Source organism: Desulfallas sp. Bu1-1 (assembly GCF_015594625.1).
In the GTDB taxonomy this organism is placed as follows: Bacteria; Bacillota; Desulfotomaculia; order Desulfotomaculales; family Desulfallaceae; genus JADNRQ01.
In genome coordinates this window covers 110,646-123,319 of sequence record NZ_JADNRQ010000008.1, presented here as the reverse complement: position 1 = coordinate 123,319, position 12,674 = coordinate 110,646, and the positions used below count along the sequence as shown (strand labels likewise).

At 54.5% G+C, this 12,674-nt stretch carries 11 protein-coding genes; 9 read left to right on the top strand and 2 right to left on the bottom strand.

Annotated elements, in window-relative coordinates; all coding sequences use genetic code 11:
* Window positions 1-112 precede the first annotated feature (112 nt).
* The gene (locus IT084_RS09875) at window positions 113-1,414 is read right to left on the bottom strand and encodes a class I adenylate-forming enzyme family protein (protein ID WP_195712688.1); all 1,302 of its coding nucleotides are present in this window, start codon (window positions 1,412-1,414) and stop codon (window positions 113-115) included.
* 219 nt (window positions 1,415-1,633) lie between these two features.
* On the opposite strand from IT084_RS09875, the gene IT084_RS18630 reads away from it, so the two are divergent.
* The 7 genes from IT084_RS18630 (at window position 1,634) to IT084_RS09850 (ending at window position 9,829) form a co-directional block, all read left to right on the top strand.
* Window positions 1,634-1,756 carry a hypothetical protein gene (locus IT084_RS18630; protein ID WP_279327859.1) on the top strand — a complete coding sequence of 41 codons (123 nt, stop codon included), beginning with the start codon at window positions 1,634-1,636 and terminating at the stop codon, window positions 1,754-1,756.
* Window positions 1,757-1,933: 177 nt separating this feature from the next.
* The gene (locus IT084_RS09870; RefSeq protein WP_195712687.1) at window positions 1,934-2,380 is read left to right on the top strand and encodes a hypothetical protein; all 447 of its coding nucleotides are present in this window, start codon (window positions 1,934-1,936) and stop codon (window positions 2,378-2,380) included.
* 245 nt (window positions 2,381-2,625) lie between these two features.
* The gene (locus tag IT084_RS09865) at window positions 2,626-3,753 is read left to right on the top strand and encodes a radical SAM protein (protein WP_195712686.1); all 1,128 of its coding nucleotides are present in this window, start codon (window positions 2,626-2,628) and stop codon (window positions 3,751-3,753) included.
* Between the two features lie 233 nt (window positions 3,754-3,986).
* Entirely contained in the window at window positions 3,987-5,234 is a 1,248-nt protein-coding gene (larA, locus tag IT084_RS09860; protein WP_195712685.1) for a nickel-dependent lactate racemase, read from the top strand.
* Window positions 5,235-5,458: 224 nt separating this feature from the next.
* Window positions 5,459-7,357, top strand: a complete 1,899-nt coding sequence (locus IT084_RS09855; RefSeq protein WP_207744513.1) for a methyl-accepting chemotaxis protein — start codon at window positions 5,459-5,461, stop codon at window positions 7,355-7,357.
* 206 nt (window positions 7,358-7,563) lie between these two features.
* Window positions 7,564-7,695 (top strand): hypothetical protein, encoded by a 132-nt coding sequence (locus IT084_RS18625; RefSeq protein WP_279327858.1) that lies wholly within the window; start codon window positions 7,564-7,566, stop codon window positions 7,693-7,695.
* Window positions 7,696-7,699: 4 nt separating this feature from the next.
* Complete coding sequence (locus IT084_RS09850) at window positions 7,700-9,829, top strand: diguanylate cyclase (protein WP_195712684.1); 2,130 nt, start codon at window positions 7,700-7,702, stop codon at window positions 9,827-9,829.
* Between the two features lie 94 nt (window positions 9,830-9,923).
* On the opposite strand, the gene IT084_RS09845 is transcribed toward IT084_RS09850, so the two are convergent.
* A complete protein-coding gene (locus IT084_RS09845) occupies window positions 9,924-10,073 on the bottom strand; it encodes a hypothetical protein (protein ID WP_195712683.1) in 150 nt (49 codons plus the stop codon).
* 142 nt (window positions 10,074-10,215) lie between these two features.
* On the opposite strand from IT084_RS09845, the gene IT084_RS09840 reads away from it, so the two are divergent.
* Window positions 10,216-10,488 (top strand): ferrous iron transport protein A, encoded by a 273-nt coding sequence (locus IT084_RS09840; protein WP_195712682.1) that lies wholly within the window; start codon window positions 10,216-10,218, stop codon window positions 10,486-10,488.
* Between the two features lie 199 nt (window positions 10,489-10,687).
* Complete coding sequence (feoB, locus tag IT084_RS09835) at window positions 10,688-12,619, top strand: ferrous iron transport protein B (protein ID WP_243276889.1); 1,932 nt, start codon at window positions 10,688-10,690, stop codon at window positions 12,617-12,619.
* The last annotated feature ends 55 nt before the right edge of the window (window positions 12,620-12,674 follow it).

Below are 12,674 nucleotides of genomic sequence, written 5' to 3'. Positions count from 1 at the left end.
TTTTAAAATGTTTTTAAAAAGGTCTATTTGTCATGCGCTTTTTTAGGCTCTTGCTTACTATGCTTGCTTATCATTACAAGTCTCCCTATATATTACATTTGGGATTTATTGTTTATCGAATACACTCGTCGGGGTGGTCGTAAAGCACTTCTTCCACCTCCCGGGGGTTGATATTAATGCCGCCCCGAATGATCAGCTCTTTTTTGCGGTCCACGATGTATAAGTCTCCGTCCGGGTCGAAGTAAGCCAGGTCACCGGTATGGAACCACCCGTTGCGCAGTGCCCACTTGGTTTCTTCATCCTGGTTGTAGTAGCCCTTCATTACGTTGGGGCCGCGAACTACGATTTCGCCCACCTGCCCCTGGGGGACCTCCCGGTCTTCGTAGTCAAATATTTTGACCTCGACACCGGGGATGGGTTTGCCGATGGAACCGGGTTTTCCGGATTCTTTGATGAAATTCAAAGTGACCACCGGTGATGTTTCGGTCAGACCGTAACCCTCGGTTAAAGTTAAGTTCATCTTGGATTCAAATTCCTCATATAGATCCGGCGGCATGGAGGCGGCGCCGGTCAGCGCGATGCGCAGCGAGCTGGTGTCGTATTTTTCCAGATTGGGGCAGTTGATGATAAAACTGTACATGGTGGGCGGCCCGAAAAAGAAGGTGATTTTTTCCTCCTGGATGATTTTTAATGTTTCCTCGGCGCCCTGCCAGCCTTCCTGGATCACTATGGTAGACCCGGCAACGATGGAGTTGTTCATGATGCACGTCTGCGCGGCCGCATGATAAACGGGCGCCGTCATGAGGGCACGGTCCGAAGGGGACATGCGGCACATCTGGGAAAAAGTCAGCGCGTTGCTGTAAAGGTTGTAATTGGTCAGCATGGCGCCCTTGGGTTTACCCGCCGTGGCGGCGGTGTACAAAATCACGGCGACATCATCCCGGCTGTATTTCATTTCCGGAAAAACACCGGTGCCCTTGTCACACACCTCTCCGAAAGTGAGAAAAGCTTCCTCTTCCGTTTTGTCATTGTTGACGATGACCCACCGGGGTGTACCGGCATCCTTGTTGATCGCGGCAAGCGTTTCCTTGAGTTCGGGAGAAGTTATCACTGCTGCAGGCAGGCAATCCTTGATGATAACACCCAGTTCGTTGATCGTGTATTGCGGACTAACGGGTACCACCACACCCTTCATCCTGATGACGGCATAGTAAGCGATCACAAATTCGGGGCAATTGCCCATGGTCAAAAGAACCCGGTCGCCCGGTTTTATGCCCAATTGCTGCAGCCCGTCGGCCAGCTGATTAACCCGGTTTTCCAGCTGGGCGTAGGTCGTTCTCCTGTTTTTAAAAACTATTGCCTCCTGGCCGGGGGATACCCTGGCTATTTCAGCAAGTCTCGCAGGTAAGTTCATATTGAAACCTCCTTGTTGTGCCGGGGCCAATTTTTATATGGGGGCACTGGTTGGTGGTATCTTGGGTTTATGCTTAAAAAATCGCTTATTGGGGGACAATGTTTTTCCAAGTTCCATTCTTATTCACGGTGATCTGGTTAAATTCTATTTTTATTGATCGAAATCCTTCTTGTAAACTTAATGCATCTGCTAAAAGGTTATACGCAGGTGGGCCAGGGAATGTTTACAAAAACGCGCAAAAATAATGACAAGAGAGGTATTTCACAAGTAAAAAATTGTCTAGTGATAAAAGGAACTTGCGTAGAAACACTTGCTAATAAACGTGGTGACAATATAAAATAAAATTAAACATGTGGCATGAATTTTAGTAATTTTCCAATAACTCAAGCCGGCTGTTGTGAAACATTCGCCAAAACTTTGAGCCGGTTGAGGTTGAAAAAATGGATGCTAACGGAAAACATCTCAACACCTGGCTGTAAAAAGGTATTATATTCCTAAGAACACGGGTGGTGATATAAAATGTCAAGCGTCTCTCAAACTGGGGAAAAATGCATGGGCTGGGCGGTGCCTAATATATTGCAAAGACTTTTGAAATCGCTGGAGGGCTTTTACAGGAATACGGATACCAACATCAACAAGCGGGCTCGCATCTGGCACGGGATTTTTTCATACCCGCTGATTCCCAATACGGCCATCAGGAACTTTAACAACATGAGCCCCGTTACGTCAATTAACTCCGGCGACTGCTACATTTGCATCTTTGAGCACGACAACTACCAGGGGAATTATCAAATCATCGGGCCGGGGGAAAAGGTGCAGGTGAACAATTGCGCTTCGGTGGTGGTCAGCACCCAGAAGTTTTCCATTGAAGCTGTGCGGAAAAATGCAGCGCCTCCCAAGGACTACTGGGAAATGGACGGGCCGATGTACATGATGCATTTTTCATCGGGATACAGGTATGCGTGAACACCATTAATAACATTCATAAAAAATAACCGGGCTGCCGGGTAAAACCGGCAGCCTGTTAAAGCCGCTTATGGGGTTGGAGAACCCTTTTTTTTATGCATTTGGCTTTGATTCCGCTGCAAAAACTTGTACCAGGCGCTCCGGCCCCAAGGGGTCATGATTCTTGGGATAGATGAGCTACAAACTGCTTCACCGCTTAACTGTTGTGATAAAATTTAAAATAAAAGAATTTTTGGGGGGATTTTATGTTTATAGAGCAGGGCCCCATCAGGCCGCCCAGCGAGGCCGCCAGCCTGCTGATCAGGGTGACCCGGAATTGCCCCTGGAACAAGTGCGCTTTTTGCAGCACCTACAAAGGCGAACAGTTCAGCCGCCGGCCCGTCGAGGATGTGCTCCGGGACGTGGACACCGCCCGGCGGATTGCGGACCGGGTGGTGCAACTTGCCTGGGAAAAAGGCTTCGGAGGGCGGGTGAACGCCGAGGTGGTCCGGGAGGCGGGCGCCCGTTACGGTCATCTTTATTACCACGTGGCCGCCTGGCTTTATTACGGCGGAAAAACCGTGTTTTTGCAGGACGCCAATTCCCTGGTGCTGAAAACCTCCGACCTGGTGCGGATTATCGGGCATATCCGGAAGGTCTTTCCCGCTGTGGACAGGATTACCACCTACGCCCGGGCCAACACGGCGGCCCGGAAAACCGGCGATGAATTGCGTGAATTGCGGGAAGCCGGGCTGGCCAGGATCCACATGGGCATGGAATCCGGCGCCGATGTGGTATTGAAAAAGGTGCAAAAGGGGATCACCGCCGCCGATTTGCTGGAAGCGGGACGTAAAATCCGCGACGCGGGCATTTCCCTGTGTTGGTACATTATGCCCGGGCTGGGCGGCAGGGAGCATTCCCGGGAGCACGCCCTGGAAACCGCGTCCGTGATCAATGCCGCCAATCCTGATTTTATTCGCTTTCGCACGTTGTCGGTGCTAAAAAATACGCCATTATATGATATGATGCAAAACGGAGAATTTACTCCGCTGGACGAGGATGAAATCGTCGAGGAGCAGCGACTGCTGATCGAGTCGCTGCAGGGGGTGACGACGACGATTGTCAGCGACCACATTCTCAACCTGCTCCAGGAGCTGGAGGGCACCCTGCCCGGCGACCGGGAGAGGCTGTTGGGAATCATTGACCGCTATCTTTCCCTGGCGCCCCATGAAAAGGCCAACTACCAGCTGGGCAGAAGGGCAGGGGTATATAATTGCATGGACGACATGCAAAACCCCAACAAGTATCAATTTGTGGAAGGACTGCTTGAAAAAATAGGCGGGCCGGGCAAACTAAAGGGTGAACTGTCCCGCATCCGCCGCCAATTTGTGTAAGGTGCCAGGCACTTGGATTTAAATTCCAGGTGCCTGGCACCTGGAATTTACTTTTTTTGCCGCCAGCGCTTTTTTATTGTTGTTTTTCCTCTGGCTTGCTTCTTGAGTATGATTGCTCCCCGGCCGGGCAATACTACATTCCGGGCGAGCGCGGATTGTTTGTCTCCCGTGCTTGACCGCTTTGGACAACGCGGGCGGGTAACGTATCCACCCTGCCGGAGGGGAGCCGGGTTATGGAATTTAAGATGCGTTACGGCAAGGGGCATTTGAACCTGGAGATACCCGAACGCAACGTGAGCGCGGTGATCGAGCCGCGGTTTCCGCGGGTCCGGGATAGCCGGGCGCTGGTCGATGCGGCGCTCCGCCACCCCATCGCCTCGCCGGCCCTGGAGGAACTGGTCAAGGATAAGCGGCCCGAACGGGTGGTCGTGGTGGTGAACGATCACACGCGGCCTACGCCATACGGCGATTTGCTTCCCCCGTTGCTGGAGGAACTAACCCGGTCCGGGGTGGACGCCGGTGCAATCACCCTGGTGGTCGCCACCGGCGCGCACCGGGGCAATACCGGGGAGGAAAACCTGCGCTGGCTGGGCCCGGTTGCCCGCGCGCACAGGGTTGTCAACCACGACAGCGCGGGCAACCTGGTTCGCCTGGGAGTGCTCGGCAACGGGTGTCCGCTGGAGGTTAACGCGCTGGTGGCCGGGGCCGATCTGGTCATTCTAACCGGTATGATCGCCCCCCACGAACTGGCGGGTTTTTCCGGCGGCCGCAAGTCGATCTTGCCGGGGGTGGCGGGGGCCGGGGCCGTGGCGGCCAACCATGCTCTGATGATGGCGGGGGGCACCGGGGCGGGCAGGCTGGAGGGCAACCCCGTGCACCGGGTGATGATGGAGGCGCTGCGGGCGGTAAAACCGGGCTTTTTATTGAACGTGGTGGCCGGCGCCGGTAACCGGCCCGTGCGTGTTGTTGCCGGCGATCCCGAAAAAGCCTGGCTGGCGGGGGTTGACTTTTGCCGGAAAGCGGTAAGCGTGCCAAGCGGGATCAAGGCCGACGCGGCTTTCACCAGCGCCGGCGGCTATCCCCGCGACCTCAACCTGTACCAGGCCATCAAGCCCATGCGCAATGCGGCGAAACTGCTAAAAGACGGGGGCACCCTGGTGGTTTGCGCGGAATGCCCCGAGGGTGCGGGCAACGCCGTGCTGGAAAAGTGGGCCCTGGAAGCCGGCACGCCCGCCGAAATGACCGCGAGGTTGCAAAAGGGATTCGTGCTGGGCGGGCACAAGGCGCACCTGTTGGCGGACCTCGTGCGGAAAGTTACGGTGGTGCTGGTATCCTCCATGCCCGAACCAGCGGTGCGCAATTTCTTTATGACGCCGGCGGAAAGTTTTGCCGCCGCGCTGAAACTGGTGGCCGGCAAGCACGGCCCGGACTTTGGCGCGCTGGTGATCCCAGAAGCCGGCCTGGTGATGCCCGCGGGTTAAGACGGGTTAAACCTGTGTACAAAGGATTATTTTTGTGGCGCTACTTTATACCCCTCGATGTGTTCCGTAGATGTCAAACAGGATGATAAAAAACAGTTGGTTGACAAATTATTGGTGAAAATGTAGAATTTATTTAAACATACTTTGTGATATATGTCACTATTTAAATTTTAAGGAAAGGTGGTGAACCGGGCATAAACGGCTAAGGATTTATGCCCATTTTTATGCGGTCGAGCATTAAAACAAAGCTGGCTATAGTTACTACTTCCTTAATCCTTATAGTCGTTTGTTCAATTGGTTACCTGTCGTACAACAAATCCCGCGCCATGCTTGTGGATTACACCAGGGAGAGGCTGTTGACCGATGCCAGAATTTATTCCGATATGATCGACAAATATATTTACGAGCGCAGCAAGGATATTGCGGTCATGGCCAAACACCCCAAGCTGGTGAGCATGGATGTGTCCGGGGCGGAAAAATCGGCGGTGTTAAAGGATTTCAAACAGGAATACGGTTGTTACGCCTCCATTTCCTTGACGGATGCAAACGGCTTGCAGATCGCCGACAGTGATGGCAATACGGGGACATCCAAGCGTGACATGGAATGGTTTAAGACCGCCATGCAGGGAAAACTGTACATATCCGACGTGCGGATGTCCGTGGACCTGCAAAAGCCGGTGTTGAACTTTGCCTGCCCCGTACGGGACGCCGGCGGCAACATCACCGGGGTGATCACCAGCCGCTTGCTCCTGGAAAATACCATCTGGGCCATGGTGGACGAATTTGCCGCCATGCAGCAGCAGGAGGGCAAAAAGGGGTATGCCTACCTGGTTAATAGCAAGGGGGTGCTGATGGCCCACCCTGACAGGGAAATGGTGCTCAAAGACAATATTTTGGAAATGGGCATTGACGAGCTGAAAGCCGCCGGGGAAAAAATGATCCGCGGCGAGAGCGGGTTCGCGCGGTATGTTTATGAAAATGTAGATAAATACGTCGCTTACGCGCCCCTGGACGGCTGGGGCAATTACGGGGGTATGGGCTGGTCCATTGTTTTGACTTCCCCCGTGGATGATTTTTTAAACCCGGTTTACGCGATGCGCAGGTATAACCTGGTTCTGGGTGTTGTTGCGGTGCTGGCCGGCCTGGCGCTGTCAATTTTCTTTGCGCAGCGTACCGTCAGGCCCGTTAAGGTTCTGCTGGACAATGTCAGGCAGGTGGCGAAGGGCGACCTGACCAAACAGGCCGGCGTGCGGAGCTCCGATGAAATCGGTGAGCTGGGCGCGGCTTTCAACCAGATGGTGGCCGGCCTGCGGGGCATTGTGGCCAGGCTGCAGGACAGCTCGATAAAATTATCTTCCCACAGCCAGGAACTGGCCGCATCCGGGCAGGAGGTCAGCGCCACGGTGGAGGAACTGGCCGGCACCACCAGCCAGGTGGCGGCCACCACCGCCCGGAGCGCCGAGAACAGCCGGTCGGCCGAAAAAGAGTCGGTGCGGATGCTGGAAACGGCCGGCGAGGGCAGCCGGGCCGTGCAGCAGGCGCTGGAAAAGATCAATGCCATCGCGGAAAACACCGGCATTATATCCCGGGCGGTACATGAACTGGGCCGCCGCTCCGGTCAGATCGGGCAGATCATCAACACCATCACCGGCATCGCGGAACAGACCAACCTGCTGGCGCTGAACGCGGCCATTGAGGCGGCCAGGGCCGGGGAGCACGGGCGGGGATTTGCCGTGGTGGCCGAGGAAGTGCGCAAACTGGCCGAGCAATCCGGAAAGGCCGCCGGAGAAATAACCGGGCTGGTGGAGCAGATCCAGGCGGGTGTCGGCGAGGCGGTGGCGGCGATGGATCAAGGCCTGGCCGTGGTGAACGAGGGGGTCCGGCTGGCCGGCAGCGCCGGGGCGGCGCTGGATGAGATTATCGAGGCCATCGGCAACAATACGGCGATGATCAGGGACCTGGCGGCCGGCGCCGAACAGGTCAACGAGGGGACGCAGCAATTAGCGGCGGCCCAGCAGCAAATTTCCTCCACCGTCCAGCAGGTATCAGTCGCCGCCCAGGAGCTTGCCCGCATCGCGGTGGAACTGCAGCAGGCCGCAGCCGGGTTTAAAGTGGAGGAATAGAACAGTTATTCGGGAATATGACCGGGGATCGGGTCATTCCACAAAATGGCCCGGCCCCCGTCCCATTTAAATTTATAACAATAGGATTATAAATTGATCAATTGGCAATATTAACATATATTTATCATTACCATAAAATTGTACGAAAAATATTTTTATAATTTTTAAATTTTAAAAAATGAAGTTTATATTGATCAAAGGATTGATTGAATTTTTTTTACAAGATCGAACACCCGGACGAGGTATTGCTGGTGAACAAGGAAATCGAAAAAATAAGCCGGTTGGTGCGGAACCATTTCGGGTTGTTGATGGGAGTCAACAAGTTTAACGGGGGGTAATCCTTTGAACCTTCATGCGGATAAAAAAATGCTGCTGGCTTTTACGTCGATCCTGTTGGGGACGCTGGTTATGGCGGGCTGCGTTGTGCTCTGGCTGGTGCAGATCAGCAACAATACCAACATCATCTCGCGGCAGCAAGACAAAATTACCAACATTACTCAAATATATGAGAATATTCTGCTGCAGTTTCAATCCCTGAACAAGTATATCGCCACCGGGGACCCCGGGAGCCTGGACCGGTTCAGGCAGCTGGCCCGGACAAACTCCCGGCTGGAAGAACAATTGATTGAAGTGATCAGGGATTCCAGAAAGCCGCTGGCCGGGAATATCAAGTCGCTGCATGACAGGTACAACCGGCTGTGCGAGGAAAAGGTCGTCCCCCTGGTGCGCCGGGGAGCGGAATTACCGTTGGAACTGCGGCAAGAACTCGTAAGGCTGGAAGAAAGCATGGCGCGATCGGCAAAGGAGATTCAAGATATGCGCGTGGCCGATACCAGGGCGATAATTGCCGCGGCCATCGCCAAAAGCCGTTTTGCCGCCGGGATGGGCATATTGTTTACAGGGGTGGGCATCATCACGGGCATTACCGCCAGTTTACTGACCTGGCGCAGATTTTTCAGGGAGCATACCAATCGCCGGGCTATCCTGAACACCACCAGGAACGCCGTGATCACCATTGAAAGCAACGGTAAAATCACCTCCTTCAACAGGGTGGCGGAGGAACTGTTTGAAATCGACCGGTCCCTGGTGCTGGGAAAGAATTACAAGGATGTATTTACGGGTGAAAGCACCGGGTCAACCGTCAGGTTCATCCCCCCGGTACAGGACGTGATGAGCAGCGGAAAAGGTAAATGCAACCAGGAAATGTTTTACACCGCCCCGGACGGGTGGGAAATGGTGTTGAACATAGATTGTTTACCCCTGACGGACAAAAAGCCCACCGGTGTGCTGCTGATCGCCAGGGATATCAGCCAGCGCAAGGTCATTGAAGAAAAACTCTACGAAATGACACTGCGGGACGGCCTGACCGGGCTGTATAATCACTGCTACCTGCAAAAAAGGTTGAGCAGCGAACTGAAAAAATGCGGGGAACAAAACAAGCCGCTGGCTTTTATTCTGCTCGATATAGATAACTTCAAGTATTACAACGATAATTTCGGTCATCCCGCCGGCGATGAGCTGTTGAAGGAATTTGCCCGGGTGCTGCTTGATAATACCCGCTCCAGCGATATAGTGGGGAGGTACGGGGGAGACGAATTCGGCATTATTTTGCCGGATACCGGTTATAAAATGGCCGTACAGGTGGCCGAAAGGCTGCGCCGGCAAATAACGGAACATGCTTTCCCCAACAGGGACTTGCTGCCCGGGGGGCGCTTGACGGTGAGCATCGGCATCGCCTTGTTCCCCGACCATGCTAACAGCGCCCATGAACTGGTCAGGCTGGCCGATGAGGCCATGTATCATGCCAAGCGCAATTCAAAGAACCAGGTTCAGCTTTACTTTTCCGCCATTGAAGAGTTTCAAAGGCAATTGCGAAATTCCGATGAAGACTTGCTTCAGGTGCTGAACACGCTTTTAACAGTTATTAATAACAAAGACCGGTATACCTATGCCCACTCGGAAAAGGTTTCGGAATATGCGGAATTGATCGCCCAACAGTTGCACCTGCCGGTCGAGGAGATAAAGAACATTAAAATAGCCGCTTTTCTGCATGATTTGGGAAAGCTGGAAATTCCGGGCGAAATTCTGTTAAAAAACGGGAAGCTGGACCAGCGGGAATGGAATATAATCAAACAGCACCCCAGGTGGGGAAGCAACATGCTCGTCTCTTTTCCCCGGTTCCAAAAAATTATACCATGGATTTTACACCACCATGAAAGATATGACGGCAGCGGGTATCCGGACGGCCTGGCCGGTGAGGATATTCCGCTGGGAGCGCGTATAATCGCCATCGCCGACAGCTTTGATGCGATGATTTCGCAAAGGCCTTACAAAAAAAGCCTTACAATCAACGAAGCGCTGAATGAGCTGCGTGCAAACAAGGGCAAACAGTTTGATCCCGGGCTAACGGAAATTTTTATTCAGATTATTGAAGGCAAGTACCTTGGGAAAGCCGGGGAGAAAACGGGGTAATTGTCTGTCATGAATCTCCTGGTTTTAGAAAACAATATTGGTTACGGGGCCGTTATCGGCGGCCCCGTACCGGTACGTTTGAAACCGGGCCGGTTTACTTGCCCGGGTGGCGGGAAACAGCCAGCAGGTACACTTCCTGGCCGGCTCCCGTGTTGTTGATTTCCTTCTCCGCGCTGATAAGGCGCTTTAACTGTTCATCGCTCAATTGAGCCACTTCCATACCCTTGGTATCGATATTGGCCATTTGATCAACCCTCCTTTTGCTTATATTTTTTCACGGTTATTTTTTTTTATCAGTTCGGCGGATAATTGTTGACCGGGATGTCCATGAAAAATATAATATAAATGAGAACGGTTTTCTTTATCATTTAATGGGAGACGCCGCCATGAAGCTGGATCAGGTAAAAAGAGGCGATTTAGTTAAAATATTATCCATCTCCGACCCCCGGATAAAAGAACAAGCCCTGCGCATGGGTATTGACGAGGGATCGGTATTAACCTGTTCCGAGGTGATTCCGGCCGGCCCGGTGGTGCTGGGCAAGCACAGGCAGGAACTGGCAATCGGCAGGGCTTTGGCCCGCAATATCTGCGTAGAGGTGTTAACCCGGGCGGGAGAGGTGAGGGCGGTATCCGCCCCGCTGAAAAGTGAACCGTGTTGAACAGCAGGCGTTATCTCAGCCGCCGGCGCTTCTTTACGTGAATAAGCAATGTCCCGGACAGACCGGGTTTTTTTATTTGGACACGCATGCCGCAAGCGGCATCATTACGAGGATAATTGCGAAGAGAGCGGAAGAACTTTCATTCGATACCAATCCCACCTGCTTTAGCAGGTGGTGGTTAAGTGCATGGTGAAAATTTATGGAAATAGAAAAAATGACTGGAGACGGGCAAAAGAAAATTGTACTGGTGGGCAACCCGAACGTGGGAAAATCAGTTGTCTTTCACCGGCTCACCGGCCACTATGTGGATGTCTCCAATTTCCCCGGTACCACCGTGGAGTTTTACTGCGCCAGGTGGGGGCGCGATTTTCTGGTGGACACCCCCGGGGTGTACGGTTTATCTTCGCTGAATGACGAGGAGGCGCACGTCCGGGACGAGGTGTTGACCGCGGACCTTGTGATCAACGTGGTGGACGCGGTGCATCTGGAACGCGACCTGTTCCTCACCTGCCAGCTGGCTGATGCCGGAGTGCCCATGGTGGTGGCTCTGAATATGGTGGACGAACTGCGGTCCCGCGGGCTTGAGGCGGACGCGGGTGAGCTGGAGCGCCGGCTCGGTGTTCCCGTTGTGCCCGTGGTGGCGGTTACCGGAAACGGCATTGACCGGCTAAAGGAAAGAATGGCGGAAGCCCGCCCGGGACGCAGCGATCCCCCGGTTAAGGAATTACTGGGGCGATACCCCGGCCTACCCCGCAGGGAAGCGCTACTGTTGCTGGAAGGGGACCCGGATGTGGCCGCCGGAAATGGCCTGGCGCCCGGGCAGGACCGGGAAAAAATTTACGCGGCCCGGCGCCGCCGGGCCAATGAAATAGCCGCGGGCGTGCTGCGGGAGCTGGGCACGGATGCGGGATTCGCCGTCCGGCTGGGGCGCTTGCTCATTCACCCTGCAACGGGGATACCGGTGTTGTTGATGACTTTATGGTTGATTTATGAACTGGTTGGCGTCTTTTTTGCCCAAACCGTTGTGGGTATCACCGAGGGCATGATCATGCGGGAATATTACGAGCCCCTGGTACGCGCCGGGCTTGGCCGCATCATTGACCTGCATTCCCCGTTGGGGGTGATCCTGGCCGGGCAGTTCGGCCTCTTGACCATGGCCGTAACTTACCTGTTTGGGCTTTTGATGCCCCTGGTGGCGGGATTTTACCTGGTGCTTTCATTACTGGAGGATTCGGGGTACCTGCCCCGGATCGCCATCTTGATGGACCGGGTGATGGGTTACCTGGGGCTGAACGGCCAGGCGATCATACCGCTGGTGCTTGGGTTCGGCTGCGTGACCATGGCCGCCATCACCACCAGGGTCCTGGCCACCGACCGGGAGCGCCGCATTGCTATTTTCCTGCTGGCCCTTTCGGTGCCCTGTTCGGCCCAGCTGGCTTTCGTGGCGGCCATCCTGGGGTCGCTGGGTCCGGGGTACATGTTTTTATACGGTTTGATTATTTTAAGCATCATGGTGGGAGCGGGCACCGTGCTTGACCGGGTGCTGCCCGGCTACACCGTCCCCCTCTGGCTGGACCTGCCCACCATGCGGGTGCCCAGGCCGGACAATGTGCTGCTCAAGACCTGGACCAGGACCTTTGGTTTTATCAAGGAAGCGTTTCCCATTTTCCTGGGCGGGGCGTTTTTGCTCAGCCTGCTGCGGGTCACCGGGGCGATGGACGCAATTCAGCGGCTGATGCAGCCCCTGACCACAGGGTGGCTGCTCTTGCCCGGTGAAACCGCCAGTGCCTTCATCATGGGCTTTATCCGCCGGGACTTCGGTACCGCCGGGGTTATGGCCGTTCCCATGGAGCCCCTGCAAAAGTTCGTGGCCCTGGTGACCCTGACCATGTTTGTACCTTGCATTGCCACAACGCTGGTGATTTTCAAGGAAAGGGGCTGGCGCGAGGGGGCGGCTATGTGGCTGTTGATCCTGGCCCTGGCCTTCTTGGGCGGGGGGCTTCTGGCCCACCTGGTTTACTTGATCCAGGATTTCAACGCGGCATTGGCGCTGCCGCTTACCGCCCTGGCGGTGGCTGCCGCCCTTTCCACCGTCGTCGCCCTATCCCGGTGGCGCCGGGGGGTTGGTTAAGGACAAAAAATGTGGTAAAATTACGGGGGTTTGAAATTGACCAGGCTGGAGGAAA

Bases quoted from the DNA above. Each gene is read 5' to 3' on its own strand.
- IT084_RS09865 (WP_195712686.1), top strand. From the start codon at position 2,626: ATGTTTATAGAGCAGGGCCCCATCAGGCCGCCCAGCGAGGCCGCCAGC.
- IT084_RS09855 (WP_207744513.1), top strand. From the start codon at position 5,459: ATGCGGTCGAGCATTAAAACAAAGCTGGCTATAGTTACTACTTCCTTA.
- larA (WP_195712685.1), top strand. From the start codon at position 3,987: ATGGAATTTAAGATGCGTTACGGCAAGGGGCATTTGAACCTGGAGATA.
- IT084_RS09840 (WP_195712682.1), top strand. From the start codon at position 10,216: ATGAAGCTGGATCAGGTAAAAAGAGGCGATTTAGTTAAAATATTATCC.
- feoB (WP_243276889.1), top strand. From the start codon at position 10,688: ATGGAAATAGAAAAAATGACTGGAGACGGGCAAAAGAAAATTGTACTG.
- IT084_RS09875 (WP_195712688.1), bottom strand. From the start codon at position 1,414: ATGAACTTACCTGCGAGACTTGCTGAAATAGCCAGGGTATCCCCCGGC.
- IT084_RS09845 (WP_195712683.1), bottom strand. From the start codon at position 10,073: ATGGCCAATATCGATACCAAGGGTATGGAAGTGGCTCAATTGAGCGAT.
- IT084_RS18630 (WP_279327859.1), top strand. From the start codon at position 1,634: ATGTTTACAAAAACGCGCAAAAATAATGACAAGAGAGGTATTTCACAA.
- IT084_RS09870 (WP_195712687.1), top strand. From the start codon at position 1,934: ATGTCAAGCGTCTCTCAAACTGGGGAAAAATGCATGGGCTGGGCGGTG.